Source organism: Yoonia sp. I 8.24 (assembly GCF_022096995.1).
GTDB lineage: Bacteria > Pseudomonadota > Alphaproteobacteria > Rhodobacterales > Rhodobacteraceae > Yoonia.
This window is the reverse complement of sequence record NZ_JACXGQ010000002.1, coordinates 387,664-412,862: the sequence shown is the minus strand read 5'-3', so window position 1 is coordinate 412,862 and position 25,199 is coordinate 387,664. Positions and strand designations below refer to the sequence as shown.

General features: G+C 55.3%; 23 protein-coding genes, 1 tRNA gene and 1 pseudogene. 10 read left to right on the top strand and 15 right to left on the bottom strand.

The annotated features are described in order from the left end of the window. Positions 1-69: 69 nt before the first annotated feature. The 5 genes and pseudogenes from Yoon_RS05005 to Yoon_RS04985 form a co-directional block, all read right to left on the bottom strand. Complete coding sequence (locus Yoon_RS05005) at positions 70-1,860, bottom strand: ATP-binding cassette domain-containing protein (protein ID WP_238110694.1); 1,791 nt, start codon at positions 1,858-1,860, stop codon at positions 70-72. Positions 1,861-1,958: 98 nt separating this feature from the next. Beyond that, positions 1,959-2,032, bottom strand: a tRNA-Gly gene (locus Yoon_RS05000). 501 nt (positions 2,033-2,533) lie between these two features. After that, a pseudogene (locus Yoon_RS17990) lies at positions 2,534-2,678 on the bottom strand (DapH/DapD/GlmU-related protein); the annotation flags it as partial. 572 nt (positions 2,679-3,250) lie between these two features. After that, positions 3,251-3,796 carry a YaeQ family protein gene (locus Yoon_RS04990; protein ID WP_238110690.1) on the bottom strand — a complete coding sequence of 182 codons (546 nt, stop codon included), beginning with the start codon at positions 3,794-3,796 and terminating at the stop codon, positions 3,251-3,253. Positions 3,797-4,001: 205 nt separating this feature from the next. Then, positions 4,002-5,564: a bifunctional UDP-sugar hydrolase/5'-nucleotidase gene (locus Yoon_RS04985; RefSeq protein ID WP_238110679.1), complete on the bottom strand. Its 1,563-nt coding sequence runs from the start codon at positions 5,562-5,564 to the stop codon at positions 4,002-4,004. A gap of 161 nt (positions 5,565-5,725) precedes the next feature. Here Yoon_RS04985 and Yoon_RS04980 point away from each other — a divergent pair, with 161 nt between their 5' ends. Together Yoon_RS04980 and Yoon_RS04975 are read left to right on the top strand one after the other, a co-directional pair. After that, entirely contained in the window at positions 5,726-6,058 is a 333-nt protein-coding gene (locus Yoon_RS04980) for a DUF952 domain-containing protein (protein ID WP_238110678.1), read from the top strand. Then, complete coding sequence (locus Yoon_RS04975) at positions 6,055-7,107, top strand: quinone-dependent dihydroorotate dehydrogenase (RefSeq protein WP_238110677.1); 1,053 nt, start codon at positions 6,055-6,057, stop codon at positions 7,105-7,107. The genes Yoon_RS04980 and Yoon_RS04975 overlap by 4 nt, the downstream gene beginning before the upstream one ends. Here the strand turns inward: Yoon_RS04975 and Yoon_RS04970 are convergent. The 3 genes from Yoon_RS04970 to Yoon_RS04960 are packed head-to-tail and all read right to left on the bottom strand — an operon-like array spanning position 7,084 to position 9,333. Continuing rightward, the gene (locus tag Yoon_RS04970) at positions 7,084-8,412 is read right to left on the bottom strand and encodes an MATE family efflux transporter (RefSeq protein WP_238110676.1); all 1,329 of its coding nucleotides are present in this window, start codon (positions 8,410-8,412) and stop codon (positions 7,084-7,086) included. The two genes, Yoon_RS04975 and Yoon_RS04970, sit on opposite strands and share 24 nt — an antisense overlap. Continuing rightward, positions 8,405-8,896 (bottom strand): PaaI family thioesterase, encoded by a 492-nt coding sequence (locus tag Yoon_RS04965; protein WP_238110675.1) that lies wholly within the window; start codon positions 8,894-8,896, stop codon positions 8,405-8,407. The genes Yoon_RS04970 and Yoon_RS04965 overlap by 8 nt, the downstream gene beginning before the upstream one ends. Beyond that, on the bottom strand, positions 8,893-9,333 hold the full coding sequence (locus Yoon_RS04960) for a PaaI family thioesterase (RefSeq protein WP_238110672.1): 441 nt from the start codon (positions 9,331-9,333) through the stop codon (positions 8,893-8,895). Before Yoon_RS04960 ends, Yoon_RS04965 begins: the two co-directional genes overlap by 4 nt. 136 nt (positions 9,334-9,469) lie before the next feature. On the opposite strand from Yoon_RS04960, the gene Yoon_RS04955 reads away from it, so the two are divergent. Continuing rightward, positions 9,470-9,838 (top strand): MerR family DNA-binding transcriptional regulator, encoded by a 369-nt coding sequence (locus tag Yoon_RS04955; protein WP_238110671.1) that lies wholly within the window; start codon positions 9,470-9,472, stop codon positions 9,836-9,838. 172 nt (positions 9,839-10,010) lie between these two features. On the opposite strand, the gene Yoon_RS04950 is transcribed toward Yoon_RS04955, so the two are convergent. Next, entirely contained in the window at positions 10,011-10,859 is an 849-nt protein-coding gene (locus Yoon_RS04950) for an AraC family transcriptional regulator (RefSeq protein ID WP_238110984.1), read from the bottom strand. 178 nt (positions 10,860-11,037) lie between these two features. Between Yoon_RS04950 and Yoon_RS04945 the strand changes: the two genes are divergently transcribed. The 7 genes from Yoon_RS04945 to Yoon_RS04915 all read left to right on the top strand — a co-directional run bounded on the left by Yoon_RS04945 (position 11,038) and on the right by Yoon_RS04915 (position 19,525). Continuing rightward, entirely contained in the window at positions 11,038-11,634 is a 597-nt protein-coding gene (locus Yoon_RS04945; protein ID WP_238110669.1) for an SRPBCC family protein, read from the top strand. 395 nt (positions 11,635-12,029) lie between these two features. Further along, positions 12,030-12,431 (top strand): MerR family DNA-binding transcriptional regulator, encoded by a 402-nt coding sequence (locus tag Yoon_RS04940; RefSeq protein ID WP_238110982.1) that lies wholly within the window; start codon positions 12,030-12,032, stop codon positions 12,429-12,431. Between the two features lie 37 nt (positions 12,432-12,468). Continuing rightward, the gene (locus tag Yoon_RS04935; protein ID WP_238110667.1) at positions 12,469-14,247 is read left to right on the top strand and encodes an acyl-CoA dehydrogenase C-terminal domain-containing protein; all 1,779 of its coding nucleotides are present in this window, start codon (positions 12,469-12,471) and stop codon (positions 14,245-14,247) included. A gap of 86 nt (positions 14,248-14,333) precedes the next feature. Beyond that, positions 14,334-14,969 carry a glutathione S-transferase family protein gene (locus Yoon_RS04930; RefSeq protein ID WP_238110666.1) on the top strand — a complete coding sequence of 212 codons (636 nt, stop codon included), beginning with the start codon at positions 14,334-14,336 and terminating at the stop codon, positions 14,967-14,969. Positions 14,970-14,982: 13 nt separating this feature from the next. Next, a complete protein-coding gene (locus tag Yoon_RS04925) occupies positions 14,983-16,194 on the top strand; it encodes an acetyl-CoA C-acetyltransferase (RefSeq protein WP_238110665.1) in 1,212 nt (403 codons plus the stop codon). 12 nt (positions 16,195-16,206) lie between these two features. Beyond that, a complete protein-coding gene (locus Yoon_RS04920) occupies positions 16,207-18,402 on the top strand; it encodes a 3-hydroxyacyl-CoA dehydrogenase NAD-binding domain-containing protein (protein ID WP_238110664.1) in 2,196 nt (731 codons plus the stop codon). A gap of 106 nt (positions 18,403-18,508) precedes the next feature. Beyond that, positions 18,509-19,525 (top strand): hypothetical protein, encoded by a 1,017-nt coding sequence (locus tag Yoon_RS04915; protein ID WP_238110662.1) that lies wholly within the window; start codon positions 18,509-18,511, stop codon positions 19,523-19,525. 2 nt (positions 19,526-19,527) lie between these two features. On the opposite strand, the gene upp is transcribed toward Yoon_RS04915, so the two are convergent. The 6 genes from upp to Yoon_RS04885 all read right to left on the bottom strand — a co-directional run bounded on the left by upp (position 19,528) and on the right by Yoon_RS04885 (position 25,167). After that, positions 19,528-20,160, bottom strand: coding sequence for a uracil phosphoribosyltransferase (upp, locus tag Yoon_RS04910; RefSeq protein ID WP_238110661.1), 633 nt, complete (start codon positions 20,158-20,160; stop codon positions 19,528-19,530). After that, positions 20,153-21,145 (bottom strand): adenosine deaminase, encoded by a 993-nt coding sequence (locus Yoon_RS04905; protein ID WP_238110660.1) that lies wholly within the window; start codon positions 21,143-21,145, stop codon positions 20,153-20,155. Before Yoon_RS04905 ends, upp begins: the two co-directional genes overlap by 8 nt. After that, on the bottom strand, positions 21,142-22,317 hold the full coding sequence (locus Yoon_RS04900; RefSeq protein ID WP_238110980.1) for a phosphopentomutase: 1,176 nt from the start codon (positions 22,315-22,317) through the stop codon (positions 21,142-21,144). Before Yoon_RS04900 ends, Yoon_RS04905 begins: the two co-directional genes overlap by 4 nt. Then, complete coding sequence (locus Yoon_RS04895) at positions 22,317-23,612, bottom strand: thymidine phosphorylase (RefSeq protein ID WP_238110659.1); 1,296 nt, start codon at positions 23,610-23,612, stop codon at positions 22,317-22,319. Before Yoon_RS04895 ends, Yoon_RS04900 begins: the two co-directional genes overlap by 1 nt. A gap of 1 nt (position 23,613) precedes the next feature. Beyond that, positions 23,614-24,006, bottom strand: coding sequence for a cytidine deaminase (locus Yoon_RS04890; protein ID WP_238110657.1), 393 nt, complete (start codon positions 24,004-24,006; stop codon positions 23,614-23,616). A gap of 69 nt (positions 24,007-24,075) precedes the next feature. Further along, a complete protein-coding gene (locus Yoon_RS04885; protein ID WP_238110655.1) occupies positions 24,076-25,167 on the bottom strand; it encodes a cupin domain-containing protein in 1,092 nt (363 codons plus the stop codon). Positions 25,168-25,199 lie beyond the last annotated feature (32 nt).

The window sequence follows — 25,199 nt, the reverse complement described above, 5'->3', positions numbered from 1 at the left end:
GCGACGTCTGAAGAATAACGTGGGCAAATCCGTAGCATAGCGCAAGTCTGACGCTACGATATTTCCGTATTATTCGGCTGTGCCGCCTTCTGTGAACTGCAATTTTGCCAAACGCGCGTACAGCCCACCTTGCGCGACAAGGCTATCGTGTGTGCCTTGGGCGACGATCTTGCCTTCTTCGAACACGATGATGCGGTCGGCTTTCTTCACCGTCGCCAGACGGTGCGCAACGATGAGTGTCGTGCGCGTCTTCGCCAATTCGTCGACCGCAACTTGCACCGCATGTTCGCTTTCGGCATCAAGCGCACTTGTCGCCTCGTCCAGCAGCAAGATCGGTGCGTCACGCAAAATCGCACGAGCAATCGCGATCCGCTGCTTTTGCCCGCCCGACAGCATCACGCCCCGTTCGCCAACATAGCTGTCATAGCCATCTGGCAGGGCGCTCAGAAAATCATGCGCAGCGGCGGCTTTAGCTGCTTCAACAACTTCGCCGTCCGTGGCGTTCGGACGACCGAAGCGGATGTTTTCGCGCGCGGTATCCGCAAAGATCATCGGGTCTTGTGGGACCAAGGCGATATGTTGGCGGAACGCGGTGCGTTCCATATCGCGCAAATCCTGCCCATCGATACGCACCGCCCCGACCTGCGGGTCATAGAACCGCTGCACCATATGGATCATCGTACTTTTGCCCGCACCAGACGGGCCGACAAGTGCGACCGTTTCGCCAGGTTTGATATCAAGATCAACCCCATGAAGCGCAGGAATATCGGCGCGCGAAGGATAACTAAAGTGTACATCATCGAACACCAATCCGCCTTTGACGGGTGTCACCACGGCGTCAGGTTCCGCAGGGTCCTGCACGGTATCCTCAATGGTTAGCAACTCGACTAAGCGTTCTGTTGCCCCTGCAGCGCGCTGCAATTCCCCCCAGACTTCGGATAGCGCTGCAACCGCGCCGCCGACCATGATCGTGTAGATCATGAATTGCACCAGACCGCCTTCGGTGGTTTCGCCAGCCCGTACATCTTGCGACCCCATGCGTAAGAACATGACAATTGCAGAAAAGACCATAAAGATCACAAGCGCTGTCAGCATAGACCGGGTAAAAATCCGGCGCCGGGCCGAACGATAGCTCAGCTCTGTCACATCATCGAACTTGGCGCGGCTTAGGTCTTCGTGGGTAAAGGCCTGCACAGTTTGCGCTGCAAGCAATTGTTCAGACGCGCCCCCGCTCGATTCCGCGATCAAATCTTGGTTTTCTTTGGATTGGCTGCGCACGCGCCGCCCCAAAATCACCATTGGAATCAAAACAACCGGGATCGGCCACAGCACCATGACGCTCATCTTGACCGATGTCAGCATCATCAGCACCACACCGCCCAGGAAAATCAAAACGTTACGCAGCGCGATGGATGCAGAGCTACCCACCACCGACAGGATCAGCGTGGTATCGGTGGTAATCCGGCTCAGCACCTCACCAGTCATAACACGTTCGTAAAATGCAGGGCTCATCCCGATCATGCGGGCAAAAACCGCTTTGCGAATATCCGCAACGATCCGCTCACCAAGCCTTGTGACCAAAAAATAACGTAGCGCCGTCCCGACCGCCAAAAGCCCGGCGAATGTCATCATCGTCCTGAAATGCCCGGCCAACATCGCGCCGTCATCAGCGCCAAAGTTATCGACAATCAAGCGCGCAGCGATTGGCAGAAACAGCGAAATCGACGCGGTGAAAATAAGCGCCAGCCCCGCGCTGATCACATTTAACCGGTAAGGCTTTAGAAACGGCCATAGCGCCTTGAGCGCGCTCACCTTCTTACCGGGGTCGCGGTCTAAACCAATTTTGGGGGGTCTTGCCATTACTGTCTCAATCTATTGCTTGTCGCAGACATAAAACCGCACCAGCCGTTTCACAAGGCGGCGATACACATAAGCATCATACAAGTTTGAAAAGAATGTGGAGCGGGCGAGGGGAATCGAACCCCTATCATCAGATTGGAAATCTGAGGTCTTACCATTACACAACGCCCGCGACCAAGAGGACCATTAAATCACCCAAGATTGGAGGTCAACATGTACGTTTCAAGTATTGGTTAGTTACGCGCGAGAACCGCAATATTGGGCGGGAAGATTCTTAGTAGGTAGGGCGGGAAGCGGACCTTCGCTGCGGGTGCGAACAACTTCGTCGTCGGCTTCAAACCTGAAATTGAGATATACTATTAAGGGCTAAGAAAAATCAGCTTTTTATGTTGCGGTCCTTAATGATCACGACATGCTGCGATCTCGACAAATGGCTGGTTTGAATTCACCTTTGATTGGAGGTCAAGATAGGTGTTTAAGCATGTTGGGCAATTGCGCTTGCGTCAATCGACGATCGTTTTTGACAGATCGACGTCAGTTTCTGGGTCCAGCACCAAATCAAAAAACTGAGTGTTTCTTTTCAGCCGGTCTTCATCCCAATTCCACCATTCGATGGCCGTGAGTTGCTTGCGCACGTTTTCGCAAAAGCGGTAGCGCATATGCCGCGCTGCAGATCCCGCAACAATAGAATAGGGTGCGACATCTTTTGTAACGACGGATCCGGCGGCAAGAATTGCGCCGTCTCCGACTGTGACGCCAGACATGACCGACACGTTATCGCCAATCCACACGTTGTTGCCAATTGTTATGGGTCCTTTTGTATCGCCGGCAACGCTCGCGCCCACTTCGGTTTGCAGCCATATTTGAAGGTTAATTACCTGTGGGTGGTGGCTTGTCGAAAAAAGGCGACACTCATCTCCAATCGCACAATACCGCCCGATATAAACCTGTCCCCGCACCTTAAGACGACCGTTGATTGAACTGTGGTAGCCGACATGCAAACGCCCTTTGACATTCCAATTATCAACTGGGCCACGGATTTTTCCTGCGACTTTTTCATTTTTGTTCAGTGGGTTATAGAATTTTTTCACTGCGTACTGGCCCCGTTCGTCAATCATCAGTTTATCCTGAAAAGTCTGATGAATAATTAACAACCCAAAGTTGCTGCGCAATGGTTAATTTAACTTTTTAGTGGGACGCCGAGGCGCCTGTGCGCTGTGCGGCAATGCTTGACAGATCAGTGCGATAGCTTGCGTGCGTAAAATGGGTTTGAGGCCGCCAACTACAACAACAAGATCTTTAGCGCTCAGATCAACGACCAAGCTTCCTAGAAGGGATCGCTCTATCCTTGCTCAGTACCGCGTGGGAATGGGTCACCCCTGATCCACACCTAACTCGCGCCTTTCCATTCCTCGGGCGTAACGTAGATGATGTTGTCGTTAATGCTGACCATCACGTCACCGTCTTGGATATTGACCTGCATCTTCATTGAACGGCTGGCGAGGCTCCCCAAGGCGCTGATGTCTGCTTCGATCAGGTTAATGACCCGCAGGTTGTCAAAACGGGTGGTCTTGTTTTGCAGTTTCTCCCACCAAATTTCTGCTGTCTTGCCGCCATAGCAATAGACGATCACATCGTTTGCCTTGCCGCAAGACTGCCGAATGATCTTCTCGCTCGGCAGGCCCAGCGCCACCCACAGTTCCAACTCTCCGCTCAGGCTTTTTTGCCAAATGTCAGGCTCATCATCTGTTGAAATGCCCTTGGTCATTTCCAACTGTTCATGCCCATTCAACGCAAAGGCTAGCAGCCGCAGCATCAATCGCTCATCCGTCTCAGAGGGGTGTTTGGCGACCGTCAAATTGTGGGTCTCGTAGTAGTGACGATCCATATCGGCGACGGAAAGTTCAACTTTATAGATCGTAGCTTTTTGCGCCATGGTTTGCCCCAGAATTGCGAAGATTGGTTTGCTTACGGCGTCCAGCGCAATTGTGAAAGGCGCAAACGTCACAGAGGCTATGGGATCGTCAGTGTTTCAAAGTCGGCGGCGGCATATGTCACTTCAAATTATAATAAATAATGATGGTACAAAAAAAACGCGCCGCCAGAAACCTAGCGGCGCGCTTAATTTCAAATCGTTCGCTTTACTTTACGGTAATGCGGCCGTCTGTGTAGGGCACATATGGTGCGTTAGCAGCCAAGAATTCAGCAGTGACATCTGCAAGGTCGGGGCCGTAGTCATAGGCGTCGGATGCGTCTTTGAACATCGCATAGCCATCACCGCCGTTGCGGACGTAGTTGTTGGAAACCAGCCCGTATGTCGCGGCTAGGTCAATGGCTTCGCCACCGACCATTACGTCAGAGATCCGGCTGCCTGCTTCGGCGGCGGGATCTACTGTAAATGTCATCCCAGCAACCTGTGGGAAACGGCCAGCGCCTTCTTCCATTTGGCTTACGCCGTTTTCAAGTGCTGCAACTACGGTTTCGCCAGTGACAAAGAAGGTCGACAGCGTGTTTTGGAATGGCAACACACCCAAGACTTCGCCCATGGTGATTTCGCCCGCATCGATGGATGACCGCAAGCCACCCCCGTTTTGGATCGCGATTGAAATCCCTTGATCCGCAACACGGTCAAGCATCGCATCCGCAACAAGCGTCCCCATTGAACATTCCATCGCGCGGCACACCGTGCGGTCACCATCGATGGCTTCTGATGTTTCCGCGACCAATCGGGTCTTCATCTCTTCGATTGGCCCAGCCAGTTCAGCGACACGTGCAACGCTGGCTTCGTCTTCTGCAACTGACGCATCCAACAGGATCGTGTCACCCGTCGCAGAGATCACGTTACCTTCATCGTCAAACGTCAGCACCAGATGGCCGACGTATTTCGAATAGGCATAAGCCTGCACCACAGGCACGTCACCAACCATGGTTGGATAGGCCATTGCACCTTCTTCGGTATTCGAGAATTTGGTATGCGAGTGACCACCGATCACAGCATCAATCCCTGCAACTTGTGCCGCGATCTCCATATCACGGTTAATGCCAACATGGGTCAGCGCGATAATCATATCGACGCCTTCGGCCTCAAGTGCCGCGACATCCGCGCTCAGGCTTTCGACTTCGTCAGTAAAGATCACCGCGTCAGACGGGCTGGACGTTTCAGCAGTATCAACCGCAAGCGCGGAAATGATGCCGATCTTCTGGCCGCCAACTTCAAAAACAGCGTGGTTATCAACCTGCCCTGCCAGCACATTCGACTGAGAAACATCGATATTGCCTGAAATCACAGGAAATTCGACCGCATCGGTCAGTTTGCGCAGGCCTTCATCGCCATCATCAAATTCGTGGTTCCCAACGGCCATCGCGTCATAACCGATCAGGCTCATGAACTCGGCTTCGACGTCACCCTTATATGTGGTGTACATCAAGCTACCTTGATATTGGTCGCCTGCGTCCAGAACCAGTAGGTTTTCACCGGCAAGCTCTTCGCGCAACTCGTTGATTTTTGTGACCACACGCGCCACGCCGCCAAAGCATTCGCCAGCTGCGTTGTCTTCTGCACCACAGGTCGAATCATATTTGCTGATCGGTTCGATCCGGCTGTGCAAATCGTTGGTGTGGATGATGTGCAGCGAATAGTCGGCTGCAGCCGCCCCCGCCGTCAGTGCAAACGCACAGGTTGTTGTCATAATACGTGAAATCATTGTTTCAGTCCCCAGGTTGGAATGGACGCAGCTTGCCGCTGGCAATGTACAGAGTCAAATATCTTTGCGAGAATGCCTCCTTACCGCAACGTTAACCTCGCGGATATCGGCGTCTCGAACAGATGCTTGACCAATTTGTGTGCAACCTGCATGACAACCCTATGCAAATTTACAAAATATTCCGGGCTCAGGAATGGGCCGATCTGCAAGCCAATGGCGAAACCCAAGGCGCGCCGATTGATGTGACCGATGGCTATGTACATTTTTCGACAGCTGAAACAGTTGCCGAGACGGCGACGAAATATTTCGCAGGCGTTGAGGGGCTCGTGCTGCTTGCTGTTGAAGCTGATGCGCTTGACCTTCTTAAATGGGAACCCGCGCGCGCAGGCGTGTTATTTCCTCATCTTTACCGTAACTTGCGTATGGATGACATTCTTTGGGATGCGCCGTTGCCGCTAGTTGACGGCGTGCATCAATTCCCGGATTTGACATGAAACTGCTAGAAACAATCGGCCTTAAGGCATTCGCAAAACTCGATTCTGAAACGGCGCATGGGCTTGCGCTCAGGGCGCTCAATACTGGGTTTGGCCCACGTGGCGGCCCCTATACAACGGACCGTTTACGGACATCTGTTGCCGGCCTTGACCTGCCGAACCCTGTTGGGCTGGCCGCGGGTTTTGACAAAAACGCGACCGCGCTTGCCGCGCTCGGGCGCACTGGTTTTGGGTTTCTTGAGGTCGGCGCAGCAACGCCCCGCCCGCAACCTGGCAACCCAACACCGCGTCTCTTTCGCCTGACGGAAGACCGCGCTGCGATTAACCGTTTTGGGTTCAATAACGAAGGTATGGATGCCATCGGCGCACGGTTGGCAAAACGCCCAACGGGACACATTTTGGGCCTGAACCTTGGCGCAAACAAAGACAGTTCCGACCGTGCAGCGGATTTCGCAACAGTACTCACCCATTGCGGCCCGCATGTGGATTTCGCAACTGTAAACGTGTCATCACCCAACACCGAAAAACTGCGCGACCTACAAGGCAAAGCTGCTCTTGCCGCGCTCCTTTCCGGCGTGATGGAGGCCCGCGCAGCGCTGACAACGCAAATCCCCGTATTTCTGAAAATCGCACCTGATCTGACCGGCGATGAATTGGCCGAAGTCGCTGAGGTCGCCAATGCATCGGGCATTTCTGCAATCATTGCGACGAACACCACGCTTGATCGTATCGGCCTGCACGGGCCGCATGCCGCTGAAAAGGGCGGGCTTTCGGGGCAGCCCTTGTTTGAAAAGTCGACGCGCACGCTCGCCCTTCTGTCCGGCATGACCGATCTGCCGATTATCGGTGTTGGTGGTGTAGGCAGTGCCGAACAAGCCTATCAGAAAATCCGTGCGGGTGCGTCCGCAGTGCAGCTCTATACCGCTTTGGTCTATGGTGGCGTTTCGCTGGTGGATGAAATCACGCGCGGCTTAGATGATTTGCTTGTGCGTGACGGGTTTGCGAATGTGGCTGACGCCGTGGGATCAGGTCGGGCTGATTGGCTCTGACGCGGCTTCCAGCGCGGGGTACTTCGCAGCCAGCGTCGCGCCCCGCACAATAAAGCTAATCAAAAACCCGATCCAAAGCCCGTGATTGCCGAACATCTGCATCAACGGAATGACAATGGCAAAGTAGACGATCGTCGAAAGGATCATCATGTTGCGCATATCTTTGGTACGCGTGGCCCCAATAAATATCCCATCCATCATCCAAGCAACGACGCCCACGATGGGGGCGGCCACCATATAGGGCAGATAGGTCGCTGCGGCCTCTTGTACCGGAATATTTTTGGCCATGATTGCGATGACCGTGGTCCCAAAGACGGCAAAACACATCGCCAAAACGATGCCGACCACCCCACCCCACAACGTGGTGAGCAAAGCACTGCGCCGCAACGCGCTGCGTGACCGCGCACCCAGCGCATTCCCAACAAGCGCCTCGGCAGCGACAGCGAAACCATCCATCGCGTAAGCAGTAACTTCGAGAAATTGCAGCAAAATATGGTTCGCGGCCAGCTGTACTTCGCCGAAACTCGCGCCAAAGAATAGGAAACTGACGAATATCGCCTGAAGCAGGACTGAGCGGATCATGATGTCCGAATTCACGGCGGCCATATTGACCAGACGCGCACGGTCCAGCACACGCGTCCAGTCGCGCCAGTCAGGAACTTTAAACGCCGCGCGACACAGCCAGAGCCCCAGAACAACCCCTGCCCATTCGGCAATAAACGTGGCCCAAGCCACCCCTGGCACGCCCCAATCAAATTGCAGGACAAACAAAAGGTCGAGCCCAATATTGACGCCATTCATCAATAATTGGATCGCGAAAACCGCGCCCGTGCGTTCCTGCCCGATCAGCCAGCCGGTAATACCATAAAGCGCGATCATCGCAGGTGCCGACCATACCCGGATCGCCATATATTGCCGGGCGAATCCCTCGACCTCTGGTGTGGCCGGGGACACGCGGAACGCCCCAGCGAACAGCAAGGTCTGTAGCGCGATAATCACAAAGCCCGCACCAAGCCCAATGATGAGCGACCGGGTCAGCAGTGCCGCGACCTCGGGTTGGTTCTTTGCACCTACGGCCTGCGCGGTCAGCCCCGATGTCCCCATCCGCAAGAACCCAAAGATCCAATAGATCGCCGTAAGGATGATCGCGCCAATCCCTACCGCCCCAATTGGTGCGGCCTCGCCCATTTGGCCGACAACGCCCGTATCAACGACACCAAGAATCGGCACGGTTGCGTTGGAAAGAACGATCGGCACCGCAATGGTCAAAACCCGGCGATGGGTTAACCGGGCGGCGTCAGACATCGCGTTGCGGCATAAGAAAGTGCCCGGTTGCTTGGGCAAACAGACGGGTACGATTATCCTGCCAGGCTTCGACGTTAACCGACGCATAGCGGCGGCCGGATCGGGTAACACGTGCGCGTGCATAGGCATCACGGGGCAAGCCCGTACGCAGGTAATCAACAGTGAAATCGATGGTTTTAGGCAGCACGACACGCGGGGCATCTTCGGTGATTTTGCCCGCTTCCATATCTTCCCAGGTCATCGACCATGTCAGTTCCATGATCGCGGTGACCTCTAGAAATGCCGCCGTGACCCCGCCATGCAATGCGGGCAACATCGGGTTGCCGATCAGCTTTTCATCATAAGGTAAAACACCTGTAAGCTCATCGCCGCGCCGATCAATTTCGATACCAAGGAATTGGATATAGGGCACGCCCGCGACCAGTCTTTGCAAGGCAGCATCGCGGCGTTGTTTGACAATCTGTACAGGTTCAGGCCGTCTCATGTCGGGGCCCTTTCTACTGTGAACGCGCCTGTGGCTGTGGCGACGGGGCGTTCAAAATCATTGTCATAGGCCGTGGCACGCACAAAAGCGACGGAGCGCGCAATATGATAGCATTCGGCGCGTGTGGTGATCTGATCGCCCGGGGTGGCCGCGCGCATGTAATCGATCCGCAGATCGAGCGTCGCAGTCGCGATAGGGGCCTCTGGATGGACCATAACGGCTGCCCCACTGCAGGTATCCATCAGGGCAGACACCGCCCCACCATGGATGACCCCCGTCTCAGGGTCGCCAACCAGCCGCGCGTCATAGGGCATGGTAATCTCTGCGCGGGCATCGCCAACCTGCGTCAACTTCATCCCCAAGACTTTCGCATGGGGAATTGCTTCGATGAATTGGCGTGCGATCTCTGTGCGATCTTTGGGCTGTTCATCCGCCATAGGGATTCCTTGCATGTGACTGTCTGCAATTGTTGACGGGCTGCGCCCCATCCGCAAGAGCAGATTGTTAGCTTACGTAACAGACCCCGTTGCCCGACCGGCAAACAACCGTTACGCTAGAAGAAGGGAGATCGCGATGCCGGACAAACGCCTTTCATTCAAAGAGACGTGCGCACAATTCGATGTGACGCCGCGGACGCTGCGTTATTATGAATATATTGAACTACTGACGCCAGACAAAGAAGGGCGTTCCCGCTTCTACGGCCCGAAAGAGCTTGCGCGGATGACCCTCATTTTGCGTGGACGACGGTTTGGCTTTTCGCTTGAAGATATCCGGCAATGGCTGATGATTTACGAAAACGAAGGCACACAAGCGCAAATGCGCGAGTGGGTTTCACTTGCAGATCGGCAAATGGTTGAACTGACCGAACAACGCAAACAGCTTGACGAAACTTTGGCCGAACTCAGCGCGCTGCGCGACACAACGGCCAAGACACTCGGCTAACCCTGGTCGCGACAGTCAGATTAATTTGATCGTTACGCCATTACCTGCCTAAATGCTGCAAAGCAGACGTTCGTGCAGATCGCAGCGAATGTCGGCTATTCCTAGCATACCCAAAACTTACCAAATTTCTGAGTTTTGAGCGGGCTTTGTGACAGCGAGGCATGAACCGCTTTCAAGCCGTGCCAAAAAGATGTGTCTTTGGGGGAAACCCAAATTTGCGGGAATAGTCGCGACTGAAATGCGTGGGGCTTTCGTAACCGACTTCAAACCCTACGGATGACACAGAGTGCCCCCCACCCATGAGCAGTTCGCGCGCTGCGATCAATCGTAAATCTTTTTGATATTGTAACGGTGTTGTACCGGTTACGGACTTAAAATGCTCGTGAAAGGAAGATTGGCTCATTCCGGCGATCTCTGCGAGTTCGGTCACGATGAGCTGTTCGCGAAATTTACTTTTGATCCGTAAAATGGCTCTAGCAATCCGGCTGGCATGGCTGTCGACCGAAAGAAGGTTTCTCAGCATTCCGCCGATCGGCGACATAAGGAGGCGAAAGTGAATTTCCTTTGCAATCATCGGGCCTAGCACCTGTGCGTCTAACGTTGCGTCCATCAGGGCAAGATATCGCGCCATTGGCAGCATATAGGCCGGATCTGCGCGGGTTGCCGATAGTGCGCTCGCAGAGGTTTCTTCCCGAACCGCGTCGCCGACCTGTTCGTAAAGGCTGCGCAGGATTGCCAAATCCAAAGAAAAAACCAACGCGCGATATGGCACCTCTTGGCTCGCTTCGAGGATCTTTGCTGTGACGGGCAAGTCGTGGCTCACGAGAAACGCATCGCCCGGGGACAGAGAAACGGACCTCTGCCCGATGTGAATCTCTTTACGCCCTTGTAGGATTAGGCAGATGAATGGATTGTAGAGAGCCGCCTCAAAAGCACTGACGTGTTCGCGCCGAAAGACATGCGCAGCCTCTAATTGGTTTTCTGATCTACCCTTTTGAAAAATCTCAAACTTTCTCGACAATCGGTGTAATTCTTCATGCGGCAAAGCTTTCTCCTTTAAGGCAGCCTATAAGACACAAAGCAAAAAATCATATAGAAATACGAAACTCCGTAGAAATGTGCATGTCTTATAGAGGATCAGGCAGGAACATGCGCGGCTTAGTCTCTAGGTTCTTTTCCATCAGAACTCAGGAGTAAACATGACACATTCTAACATGATGAAAACCACGTGCCTCGCGGCCACGTTTTTTGCTGTGGCTTTCAATGGGCCATTGTTGGCCCAAATCTCTGCCCAAGACCCAAACATGGCTTGCGATGCCACCTTGGCGCATGGGAGCATTGCCCAGCTTAGTGCAACTCACGCCACGATACATACATCCGTTCTTATCGACGCCGCTCCGGCGGATGTTTGGGCCACGCTGACCGATTTCGAGACCATGTCAGACTGGAGCACCGGCACATTGCAGGGCATAGACGGTGACATTCAGGACGGCGGTAGCGTGGTGGTCACGTTCCTCTTCGGGACCGACGACGCAGGAAACCCGATCTCCAATGAAATCCCTCACTCGCTGATCCTCGATGAAGGCAAGATGTTCGGCTGGTCCGATCCCTTTCCGGCGGATATCGGCGGGGGTCGTGACAATCATGTCTATGCGGTCCAGCCCTGCGGCGAAAAAACCTTGTTTATCCAATCGGATGAAGTCATCGACAATCCCTACGCCGCAAATTTTGTGACACAATTTCTCGCTGGGTATCAACTATTCAATGCAGAACTTAAGGCCGCTGTAGAGAATTAACCCACCCCTTACGGCAGCGCGTTTCCCTCGAAACGAGGTTGTAATCCGCGCTGCCCCCTACTCTCATCGCATTCTGAAAAACGTCTTCTCTGTGCCTGCTGTACTCCGAAGCGGGCACTGGTGCTTGCGCAACACATTCACCGTTTGTCCCGCACTGCTAACTTTGACACAGAGCCTCGCAAGGTCCGGTTGGGTAAAAAAGCTCTTAACGTAGGTCCATTTTAAAAATTCTCTGCCAGATATTTTATTGCGCATTCCCCTGCGTCACCTTCGCTTACCTTTCGTCAGCTTTAAAATGACGCCACGTTTCGTTTACGTTAACGTCACCTTTACTTGTAAGGTAAGACCCATATCCGCAGGTGCATGGCAGCCCATGTCACTAAGGAACGAGTATGATGACGACAGAAATGATGAACATCCGCGAAATGTGCGACGCCTTTGATGTAACCCCGCGTACGCTACGTTTCTACGAATCAAAGGAACTTTTGTTCCCAACCCGCGAGGGCCAAAAACGGCTTTTCTCGAAACGAGACCGCGCGCGTTTAAAACTGATTCTACGCGGTAAACGCTTTGGCTTCAGCCTCGAAGAAATCCGCCAATTGCTTGACCTATACCACATGGATGACGGCCAAGAAGAACAGCTATCCAAAACCTATGTCACCGCTGAACGTCACCTTGCCGACATGGAAGCACAACGCGCCGAATTGGACGAGGCGATATCAGAATTGAAAGAACAAATGGCTTGGGGGGCGGCAAAGCTTGCCGAACTTGGCCAACACAAACACGACGCGGCCTAAACAACCGCGCATTACGCCTTTAGGGAGAGAGACGACAATGCCAATTTACAACGCACCGACCAAAGACCAACAGTTTGTCCTGCATGATTTGTTGAAAGTCAGCGAACAAGACATTCCGGGCTACGAAGACCTGGATCGTGATTTTACCGGTGCTGTCCTTGAAGAATCCGGCAAAGTCGCCACGGCTGTTTTGCACCCGCTGAATGTCGTGGGCGACAAAGAAGGCTGCGTTCTTGAAAATGGCGTTGTGCGGACACCCACCGGGTTTAAGGCTGCGTTCGAACAGATGAAAGAAGGCGGCTGGACCGCGATGGATTGCGATCCCGACTATGGCGGCCAAGGCCTGCCTTACGTGATGAACTGCGCCGCATTGGAACCATTTGTGTCCGCCAACATGGCGTTCAACATGTACCAAGGCCTGACCCACGGTGCATATTCTGCGATCCATGCGCACGGCACCGATGAACAGAAACAAAAATTCCTGCCAAAAATGGTATCCTGCGAATGGACCGGCACGATGAACCTGACCGAGCCGCATTGCGGCACCGATCTGGGCCTGATGCGGACCAAAGCAGCCCCGCAGGCGGACGGCAGCTATAAGATTTCCGGCCAAAAGATCTTTATCTCTGCGGGTGATCACGATCTGGCGGATAACATCATCCACCTTGTCCTTGCCAAAATCGAAGGCGGCCCTGAAGGCATCAAAGGTGTGTCGCTGTTTATCGTTCCCAAAGTGATGGTGAACGATGACGGGTCACTGGGCGACCGCAACGGCGTCAGCGTCGGCTCCATCGAAGAGAAAATGGGCATCCACGGCAATTCTACCTGCGTGATGAACTATGACGGCGCGACCGGCTATCTGCTGGGCACCGAACATAAAGGCATGCGCGCGATGTTCACGATGATGAACGAAGCCCGCATCGGCGTTGGCCTACAAGGCTATGCGCAGGCCGAAAGCGCCTATCAAAATGCTGTCGCCTACTCCAATGACCGCCTGCAAGGGCGTGCGGTAACAGGTGCGGAAAACCCCGATGGCCCGGCTGATCCGCTGATGGTGCACCCTGATATTCGCCGCAACCTGATGGATCAGAAATCATTCGTCGAAGGCGCGCGCGCGTTTACGCTTTGGGGGGCAAACCTGATCGACCGCGCACACCGCAACGGGGACAAAGATGCTGATGGGCTCGTGTCCTTGCTGACACCTGTGATCAAAGGGTTCCAAACCGACAAGGGTTTTGAATACGCCATTGCAGCGCAGCAGGTTTACGGCGGTCACGGATATATCGAAGAATGGGGCATGTCCCAATACGCCCGCGACGCCCGGATCGCGATGATCTACGAAGGGGCCAACGGCGTGCAGGCGCTTGACCTCGTGGGGCGCAAATTGGCCCAAGACGGCGGCAAACACGTCATGGCTTTCTTTGAGATGATTAAGACATTCATCAAAGAAAATGAAGGCAATGAAGTGTTGAAAGCCGACTTCCTTGATCCATTGAAAGCGGCCAGCAAAGACCTGCAAGCGGCGGGGATGTATTTCATGCAAAACGGCATGAAGAACCCGAACCACGCGTTGGCTGGGTCTTACGACTTTATGCATATGCTCGGGCATGTTTGCTTTGGTCTGATGTGGGCGAAAATGGCCAAGGCCGCGATGGAAGCACTAGAAGGCGGCGCATCTGACACCGCGTTCTATGAAACTAAAATCGCAACGGGCCGCTACTACATGGCGCGTCAATTGCCTGCCACAACCATGCACCTCGCCCGGATCAACACTGGGGCAGATACGGTCATGGCGCTGGATGCTGCAAACTTCTAAGGTCGTAGGGGACGCCGCGTTTTTGCGGCGCCCCCATCCGATGATCCATCATGGACATCGGGCATATAGGTTGGGAGGCCTGCACAATGACCATGAAATTGCATTGCTTTGGCGAAAGCGGCCATTCGTACAAAGTTGCGATGGCCCTATCGATGATGGACATCGACTGGGACCCCGTTTTTATTGATTTCTTCAACGGCGGATCGCGCAGCCCAGAATACCGCGACCTCAACATCATGGGCGAAGCCCCCGTGTTGCAAGACGGTGATCTGACGCTGACGCAATCGGGGGTGATCCTCGATTATCTCAGCTCAAAAACCGGCAAAATGGGCGGGCGCTCTGCTGATGCGCGCCGCGAAGTGTTGCGCTGGATGTTCTTTGATAACCACAAAGTATCTAGCATCGCGGGCATTCTACGGTTCCAGATGAATTTTCTGCCCGAAGAAAAACGCAGTGCCGATGTGATCGCGTTCCTGTCAGCCCGCCTCGCTGGCGCGCTTAAGACAATGGACGATCAACTGACCAACCATGCGTGGCTGGCAGGCGATGATATCACCATCGCGGATCTATCCTGTGCCGGCTACCTGTTTTACCCCGAAGCGTTCAACTTTGATCGCAACGACTACCCCCATATCGACCGCTGGTTGGACGCCATCGCTGCCCAACCCGGTTGGAAACCACCCTATGAATTGATGCAGCCTGCCTTTGCGGCGCCTGCGTAAACCGGAGGAAACTATGACCGAAGCCTATATCTATGACGCCGTGCGCACCCCGCGCGGCAAAGGCCGCAAGGACGGCAGCCTGCACGAGGTGACGTCCGCGCGGCTTTCTGCTGGCGTTCTGAATGCGCTCAAAGAGCGGAACAATCTCGAAGGCCACGCCGTTGAGGATGTGATTTGGGGCAATGTGACCCAAGTGGCTGAACAAGGCGGTTGCCTTGCGCGGACGGCTGTTTTGGCTTCGGAACTTGATCAATCCATTCCCGGACTTGCGATCAACCGTTTCTGTGCATCTGGCATGGAAGCGGTCAATCTGGCCGCGAACCAAGTCAAAGGCGGCGCTGGGTCCGCCTATATCGCAGGTGGCGTCGAAATGATGGGCCGCGTGGCCATGGGGTCTGACGGTGCGGCTATTGCCGTTGATCCTTCCATTGCGATGGACACATATTTCGTCCCACAAGGGATTTCCGCCGATATCATCGCCACCGAATACGGGTTCACCCGTGAAATGGCCGATCAGCTCGCGATGGAAAGCCAAAAACGCGCGGCGGCTGCTTGGGAAGACAACCGTTTTGCCAAATCCATTGTGCCTGTGACAGACATCAACGGCCTGCCTATTTTGGACCGCGACGAATACATGCGCCCCGGCACCGATATGCAATCGCTTGGCGGTTTGAACCCTGCGTTCCAAGCCATGGGCGAGGTTATGCCCGGCTTTGATAAAGTCGCGCTGATGAAATACCCACATCTGGAAAAGATCAATCACATCCACCATGCTGGGAACTCCTCGGGCATCGTGGACGGTGCGGCTGGCGTATTAATCGGGTCCAAAGAATACGGCGAAGCGATGGGGATCAAACCGCGCGCGGTGATCCGGGCGACCGCCAAAATCGGCACCGACCCAACAATCATGCTGACCGGCCCTGTGCCCGTGACCGAAAAGATCATGCAAGACAGCGGCATGTCCATCAGCGACATCGACCTGTTTGAAGTGAACGAAGCCTTCGCATCTGTTGTGTTGCGGTTCATGCAGGCCTTTGACGTCGATGACAGCAAGGTCAATGTGAACGGCGGATCAATCGCGATGGGTCACCCCCTGGGGGCCACGGGCGCGATCATCATCGGCACATTGCTGGACGAGCTAGAGCGCACCGGCAAAGGCACAGGACTTGCCACGCTTTGCATCGCATCCGGCATGGGTGCAGCCACAATCATTGAACGCGTGTAAGGGGCCCGGATTATGACTGACTTTACAATGAAAACGGACGCAGACGGCGTCGCAATCATCACTTGGGACGTGCAGGGTAAATCCATGAACGTCATGACGCTTGAGGCATGGCCAGTGCTTGATGGCTTAATCGACGACGCGCTTGCTGATGACGCGGTCAAAGGCATCGTGGTCACATCTGGCAAAGACACATTTGCAGGCGGCATGGACCTCAACGTGATCGCCAAGATGAAAGAAAGCGCGGGCGACAACCCCGCCAAGGGCCTGTTCGATGGGCTGATGGAAAGCCATGCAATCTTGCGCAAAATTGAACGCGCGGGCATGGACCCCAAGACCAACAAAGGCGGCAAGCCTATCGCCGCCGCCCTGCCCGGCACTGCGCTTGGCATTGGTTTGGAAATCCCGCTGGCCTGTCACCGCATCTTTGCCGCTGACAACCCCAAAGCCAAAATCGGCCTGCCCGAAATCATGGTCGGTATCTTTCCAGGCATGGGCGGCACGACACGGTTGTCGCGCAAGCTTGGCGCGATGGGGGCCTCTCCGCTTTTGCTTGAAGGTAAATTGAACGACCCGAAAAAAGCCAAGGCCGCAGGTGTCGTTGATGAGGTGGTGCCAGCTGATGAACTGCTCGCCGCCGCCAAAGCATGGGTGCTGTCTGAACCAAAGATCGTCAAACCTTGGGATGAAAAAGGCTATAAAATGCCGGGCGGTGCGCCCTACCACCCTGCTGGTTTCATGACCTTTGTTGGGGCCTCTGCGATGGTCAACGGCAAGACCCAAGGTGCATTCCCCGCAGCCAAGGCCCTGCTGTCGGCAGTCTACGAAGGCGCATTGGTGCCATTTGACACCGCGCTCAAAATCGAGGCACGCTGGTTCACCAACGTGCTGATGAACCCATCATCATCTGCAATGATCCGCAGCCTTTTCATCAACAAAGAAGCGCTTGAAAAAGGGGCCAACCGCCCTGCTATTGCAGACCAAAAGGTGCAGAAGGTCGGCGTGATTGGCGCTGGTATGATGGGCGCAGGCATCGCGCTTGTGTCCGCTCTGGCAGGCATCCAAGTCGTCTTGATCGACAATACGCAAGAGGCCGCGGACAAAGGCAAAGCCTATACCACCGCGCATCTTGATAAAGGCATCGCCCGCAAGAAAACCACGCCAGAGAAAAAAGAAACAGTGCTTGGCCTGATCAACGCGACCACAGACTACGCGGCGCTGGCTGGTTGTGATCTGATCGTCGAAGCCGTATTCGAAGATGTGAGCGTAAAGGCCGAGGTGACCAAAAAAGTTCAAGCCGTTGTTGGACCAGATTGCATCTTTGCAACCAACACATCGACCCTGCCGATCACCGAATTGGCCAAAGCATCCAACGACGCAGAGAAGTTCATCGGTATCCACTTCTTTAGCCCCGTTGATAAAATGCTGTTGGTCGAGATCATCAAAGGCAAGAAAACCGGCGAAGTGGCCGTGGCCAAAGCGCTCGATTTCGTGCGTCAGATCCGCAAAACACCGATTGTCGTCAATGACGAACGGTTCTTCTATGCGAACCGCTGCATCATTCCTTATATCAACGAAGGTATTCGGATGGTGAAAGAAGGCGTGGAGCCCGCGCTGATCGAAAACGCTGCAAAGCTGCTCGGCATGCCTTTAGGTCCGCTGCAACTGGTTGATGAAACCTCTGTTGATCTGGGTGTCAAAATTGCCAAGGCCACGCGCGCTGCGATGGGTGACGATTATCCGGACGGCGAAGTTGATGAGGTTCTGTTTTGGATGTTCGACCAAAAACGTCTGGGCCGTAAGTCCAACAGTGGTTTCTACGAATACGACGCCAAGGGCAAACGGACTGGCTTGTGGGACGGCCTCGCGGCGCAATACCCGGTCGCAGATGACCAACCAGATCTGACAACCGTGCAGCACCGTCTGATGTTCGCGCAGGTTCTCGAAGCTGTTCGCGCGCTTGAAGAAAACGTGCTTGAAGACATCCGCGAAGGCGATGTCGGCGCGATCCTTGGCTGGGGCTTTGCGCCGTGGTCTGGGGGGCCGTTTAGCTGGCTTGATATCATCGGCGCACCCTATGCGGCCGAACGCTGTGATCAGTTGGCCGAAGAATTCGGCGCACGGTTCACAACCCCTGCCCTGTTGCGTGAAATGGCTGACAAGAACCAAGAGTTCTACAAACGTTTTGCGGCAACTGCAAAAGCCGCCTAAAACACCGGTGCATCCCGTTCAGACGGGATGCACCCCCCATGTCGATTACTGACATGACAATCCCGCGTCCCCGCGATAAGTTCGACGGAAAAGGGCGGTTGGGGCAATGACAGCACTTGAAAAATATGAGCGGCTGGAATGCGACGGGCTTTGGCGCGCAGATAAGGAAGCGCAGCGCCGCGATGTTGTTGTGTCTTTTGGCAACGCCACGCTGGTTATTGCCGATGGCGCCGGACGCCCGTTGACCCATTGGTCCCTGCCCGCGCTTGAACGGCAAAACCCCGGAGAAATACCCGCGATCTACACCCCCGGCGAAGACGCTGAAGAAACGGTTGAAATCGCCGACGCGCTGATGATCGACGCGATCAATGCTATCCAAAAGGCACTCGAAAAATCGCGCCCCAAACCCGGAAAGCTACGTTTATTCATGAGCTTGGGTACGGTGGCCGCGGCAGCTGCGCTCGCGATTTTTTGGCTACCGGGCGCGCTGTCACGCCAAACACTTGCCGTTGTACCTGCCGCAAAACGCGTAGAAATAGGCGCGACGCTTTTGGGATACATGCAAGAGACAACCGGCGCGCCCTGCAATGAGCCGCGCGCGAATATGGCGGCTGCAACCCTTGCCAAGCGCCTATTCGGGACTGACACGCAGACCCGGATTATTGTCGTACCGTATCTCGAACAGGGTGCGGTGGCTATACCGGGAAAATTAGTCGTGATCGACTACAGGCTTTTGCAGCAGGCTGATGATCCTGCGGCCATCGCTGGGTTCATCGTGGCCAGCCGGGCGTCGATGCATGAAAATGATCCGCTCGAAACCCTACTACACAGCGCAGGGCTTGGTGTGACTTTCAAGCTCCTCACCACCGGTGAAATCCCTGCGCAGGTCTTGGCACAAAATGCGCAATCCATCGTCAACGCGCCCGCAACCGTTGCGGATGTGGACGCCATCCATACGGGCTTTGTTAACGCACAAATTCCGCTCGCCCCCTATTTGACCCTGCTCGATCAGGCGACCGGGAATATGCCCGACATCGGGCCAGATGGGCTAGAAGGACAGGCGCTGCCCGCCATTATGACGGACAGCGCATGGGTCAGCTTGCAGAATATCTGCAACATTTAAACTTACTTGGTGCCGAACATCCGGTCGCCCGCGTCGCCCAAGCCGGGAACGATATAACCTTTTTCATTCAGCTTTTCATCAATGGCTGCCGTGATAATCGGCACATCGGGGTGTGCTTCTTTCATCCGGGCAATGCCTTCGGGGGATGCGAGCAAGCACAAGAAACGAATGTTTTGCGCGCCTGCCTTTTTCAACAGATCAATCGCGGCCACGGATGAATTACCCGTGGCAAGCATTGGGTCCACGGCAATTACCAAACGATCTTCAAGCTCGGTTGGGACCTTGAAGTAATATTGCACAGGTTCCAACGTTTCTTCGTCGCGGTACAACCCAACAAAGCCAACCCGCGCTGACGGGATCAATTCGAGCACCCCATCCAGCAGCCCGTTACCCGCACGCAAAATCGACACCAGTGCCAACTTCTTACCATCAATCACCGGTGCATCCATCGTTTGCAACGGAGTTTCAATCTGACGTGTTGTCATCGGCAGGCCGCGCGTCACCTCATAGGCCAAAAGTTGCGAAATCTCGCGCAAAAGCTGGCGAAAGCTTGCGGTAGACGTATCTTTTTGGCGCATCAGCGTCAGTTTGTGCTGCACAAGCGGGTGGGTCACATGGGTCACGTGATCAGTCATCTTTTGGCTCCAGTCGTTTCGCCACACGGGCGCGGGTTTGTTCGTCGCAAAATGCGGCATCAAGGGCGGCTTTATTCAGCGCCCGAAAATCATCTGTGTCCCAGTCAAATGTCTGGGCAAGCATCGCGTATTCATCAGTCATCGTGGTGTGGAAAAACGGCGGATCATCCGTGGACACGGTCACCAACACGCCTGTTTCACGCAGTTTTGCAATTGGGTGCGCATCCCATCCCGACACGGCTTTTAGAACTACGTTCGAGCCAGGGCAAACCTCAAGCACGATGCCTTTATCGGCGATTTCATCCATCAGTGCAGGGTCTTCGATTGCGCCGATCCCATGGCCGATCCGTTCAACTTTCAAGTCGCGAATGGTTTCGGCGACCATCGACGGGCCACCCCATTCACCTGCATGCGCGGTCAGCTGCAACCCAGCCTCGCGGGCCATGTCGAAACTATAGGCATAATCACTGGGACGGCCCACCATTTCACCGCCCGCCATGCCGTAACCGGTAATAAAATCACCTTTGGTTTCCGCCGCACAGGCCGCAGCGACTTTGCATTGATCCGGGCCAAAATGCCGGATGCCTGTCACGATCCCGCGCAGGGTGATCCCCATTGTGCGTTCAGCCTCGTCCGCGGCATCCTGCATTGCTGCCAGATAGTCGCGCCACGCGGCCAGATCACCGCCACCGCAAAAATCAGGCGACACGAATGTTTCCATATAGACCACGCCATGCGCGGCCGTTTCTTCGAGAACAGCCAGCGTCAAACGGCGAAAATCCTCGGGGGATTGCAGCGGCGCGCAAGCCGCCTCATAAACCTTCAGGAAATGATCAAAATCCCGAAACGCATAGCCGCCGTCGGCGTCAAAGATACGCGAGATGTCGATATTCTTTTCGCGCGCAAGCCCAGCGATAAAGGACGGCGGCGCGCAGCCTTCAAGGTGAGTGTGCAGCTCAACTTTGGGAATGTCTTTAAAATTCATAAGAAACTTTCCCCTTCTCCGTTATAATCTACATTCAAATGCGCGGCGATCGTTGCTGCAACATCAACAAAATTCAATTGGCCCAACGCGCGGGCGCCAAGCCCATGCACCAAAACAGGAACCTGTTCGCGGGTGTGATCCGTACCCGGCCAAGTCGGGTCATTGCCATGATCTGCGGTCACGATCAACAGATCATCAGGGCGCAGACGCGGCAATAATTGCCCAAGCTGCGCATCGAACCATTCCAGGTGCTTGGCGTAACCTTTGGGATCGCGGCGGTGCCCGTATTCACTGTCAAACTCAACCAGATTGGCAAAGATAAACGCCCCGTCTTCGGCTGTGTTCACCAAATCCGCGATATGCCCCATCAGTGCATCGTCGCGTCCTTTGCGCAGATCATCAATCCCGCGCATCGAAAAAATATCGCCGATCTTGCCAACCGCATAGGTCTTGCGCCCCGCGGCGTGCGCATAGTCGCAAATCGTCGGCGCGGGCGGCGCGATCGCGTAATCTTTGCGGCTGGCTGTGCGGGTAAACGCCCCTTCTTCGCCCACAAAAGGCCGCGCGATGACACGCCCGACTTTCATCGCGTGCAGGACAGGCGCGATGTCAGCGCAAAGTTTCAATAAGCGTTCAAGCCCAAAGTGTTCTTCATGCGCGGCAATCTGCAACACGGAATCGGCAGATGTATAGCAAATCGGCCAGCCGGATTTCAGATGCGCGGCACCTTCGCGCGCAATGATTTCGGTGCCCGAGGCATGGCAATTCCCCAAAATCCCTTCGGTGCCCGCCGCCGCACAAACCTGCGCGACCAGTTCATCAGGGAAAGCAGGGCTTTGATCAGGGAACACATGCCAGTCCCATGGCACAGGCACACCCGCCAGTTCCCAATGGCCCGATGGGGTGTCTTTGCCGTTGGACACCTCGCGCGCGGCACCCCAAGCACCCGTAGGCGCGGCGTCTAGCCCCGGCGCAACATCGCCCGAGGCCAGCGTGACCGCTGCCCCAAGTCCCAACGCATCCATAACCGGCACATGCAACCCGGCAGTTTCGGCAATATGCGCAACCGTATTGGCGCCAGTATCGGGCAGATCCCCGTTAAAGAACTGATCCGCATCTGGCGCGCCGCCAATGCCAACGCTGTCAATAACGACCAAAAATGCGCGTGCCATCATGTGATCCTTTCAATGATAAGTGGGCCGGGGCTTACGGCATCACCAATGGTGACCGCCGCCAACACTGCGGCGATTGCGGCTTCTGCATCCGCGTCGCTGGCCGCATGGACCATGCACAGCGGATCACCTTTAGAAACCGCCCGCCCCAGCCCGACCATATCGGTTAGCCCGACTGCGGGGTTGATCTTATCTGTCTCAACACGGCGGCCACCGCCCAAGGCCACCACCGCGAGCCCCAAGGCTTCGCCATTGATTGCGGAAACATGGCCTGTGACCGGCGCAGGTACCGGTGTTTCGACCCGTGCTTTGGGCAAATGCGTGTGCCAATCATCGGCCATATCAGGTGGGCCACCCAAAGCGGCCACCATTTGGCTGAATTTCTCCATCGCAGCCCCAGAACTGATCGCAGCTTCGATCTGCGCCTTTGCATCCTTGACCCCGCGCATCGTAAGCAAGGTTTCACACAAAGACACCGCCAATTCATACAAGCGGGGCGCGGCGGCGATATTGCCAGACAGAACCTCCATGCAGACCGCGACCTCAAGCGCATTGCCAAGCGCAGGCGCAAGCGGCGCGTTCATATCGGTGATCAGGCTTACTGTTTTGCAGCCTGCACCATTGCTGGTGTCGGTCAATGCATGCGCCAAAGCCCGTGCTTCATCCGGGGTTTTCATAAATGCGCCTGACCCGCATTTTACGTCCAAAATCAAGCCTTCTAACCCCGCCGCCAGCTTCTTGGCCAGAATGGAAGCTGTGATCAGATCGACGCTTTCAACGGTCGCAGTCACATCGCGGATTGCGTAAAGGCGTTTGTCGGCGGGGGCAATTTGGCCCGTCGCGCCGACAATCGCACAGCCAACGTCGCGGGTGATTTTGCGCAAGCGTGGTTCATCCACATCAACGGATAGGCCGGGGATGGATTCGAGCTTGTCCAGCGTCCCGCCCGTATGCCCCAACCCGCGCCCGGAAACCATCGGAACGTAAACGCCGCACGCCGCCAACACAGGGGCAAGGATCAGCGATACGCAATCGCCCACGCCCCCCGTAGAATGCTTATCTAACACAGGCCCCGGCAGATCCCATGCCAGCACATCGCCACTGTCGCGCATGCCTTTGGTTAACGCCACACGGCCCGCATCAGACAAACCGTTCAAACAGACGGCCATCGCAAAGGCACCCGCCTGCGCATCGCTGACAGCGCCATTCGCCAGACCCGTCGCAATCCACGCCAGTTGCGCTTCGCTTGGGGTGTTCTTGCGGCGCACCGCAGCAATGATCGCGCGTGCATCCATATTATGCGCGGCTCATATAGGCAGCATCAAAACTGCCCGGCAGTAATTCCGCCACAGTTGTTTGCGCGGTCAAACCGTCGACGGTGGTCATTGTCACGACGACATCACCATCCGCGAATTCCGCGATTTTCTGACGGCAGCCGCCACAACAGCTAACGGGTTGCGGGCTATCGGCGATCACTGTGATTTCGGCGATCCGCGTTTCGCCAGCAGCAATCATTGCCGCAATGGCCCCGGCTTCGGCACAGGTGCCCTCGGGGTAGGCGACATTTTCGACATTGCAGCCAACATAGACCGCACCAGAGGTGGCCCGGATCGCAGCGCCAACCTTAAAATTCGAATAGGGCGCATGCGCATTTTCCCGCACGGCGCGGGCGGCTTCAATAAGGGTCATTTTTGTCTCCGGTGTTGATCGACCCAGATTGATCTTTGCGCCTCGCAGATGCAAGTGTGATCCGCGATATCAGCCAGTTTGCACCGACGTAAAACGCCCGGGCAGGCTCACCTCGAGCAGTTCAAGATCATCCGACGGGTCGCCATAACGTGTTGCCATCCCCGGCGGGATCACAAAGGCATCGCCGGCCGTCAGTGCCTGCGGATCGCGGGTTTCGCCTTCCATGGTCATTTCGCCCCGCATCACAAAGGTAAAATGAATATCGGCGTCATGTTTCGTCCAAACGGGGTCACCCTGCCCGCGTCGAATGACCTGCACGCCCGCAACATCTTTGGTATTGGTCGCGATGGTGGTGTCACGCGCAATAAAACCGGGCAATTGCGCCGGGCCCCATTCTGCGCCTTCCGCTTGACTAAACACAAATTTTTGTCCCTGCCATTCCCGGTCAGGGCGCAAATGCGGTGTTGGGAGGGTCATATCGTGGTCGATTTCAGTGATATGCTCGGCAGGCACGCCGATCTCGATCACCTCAATCCCTTCGGATGCCTCAAGCACCCGGTGGCGGATTTCAGGCGGCTGAATAAAGCAATCGCCAGCGGTCAAACGGATCGGTGGACCTTGGTCCTCGTAAACCACATCCACCCAGCCACGATAACAAAAGATCAGCTGAAACCCGACGCGATGAAAATGCACCATATCAGGCACCGGACCGCCGTTAGGAATACGGATATGGCTCGCTATAATCGACCCGCCAAGGCGATTGGGAATCAGATCGCGATAATGCATGCCCGCGCGCCCAATCACCCAGGGTGCTTGATCCGCAAGACGGCGCACAACAAACGCGTGATGCGTTTCAGGCATCTCTAGCGGCGGATTCAACGGGTGTACCGTGACGCGCGCGCCACCCGGCGCGGTCAGGTCAGTAGCACCATCGGCAAAACCCGGATCATCGGTCAAAATACGCAATTGCCCCGCAGGGCCATCCGCCTGCGTCAACCGCACAGAAAGCCCGTGACCCGAAAACACAGCGGTAACAGGGTTATCCGCGGGAAAAATCATATCCAACCGCATCCCAAGCACCTTGCCAAAAAAACCAAGGTCTGCGCGTAGGTCGGTCGTGGTCAAACAGGCCTCTGCCCGCGTTTGAAAAGTATTGTTCATACGGTGATCGTGGCGGGCGTAGTGGCGATTTG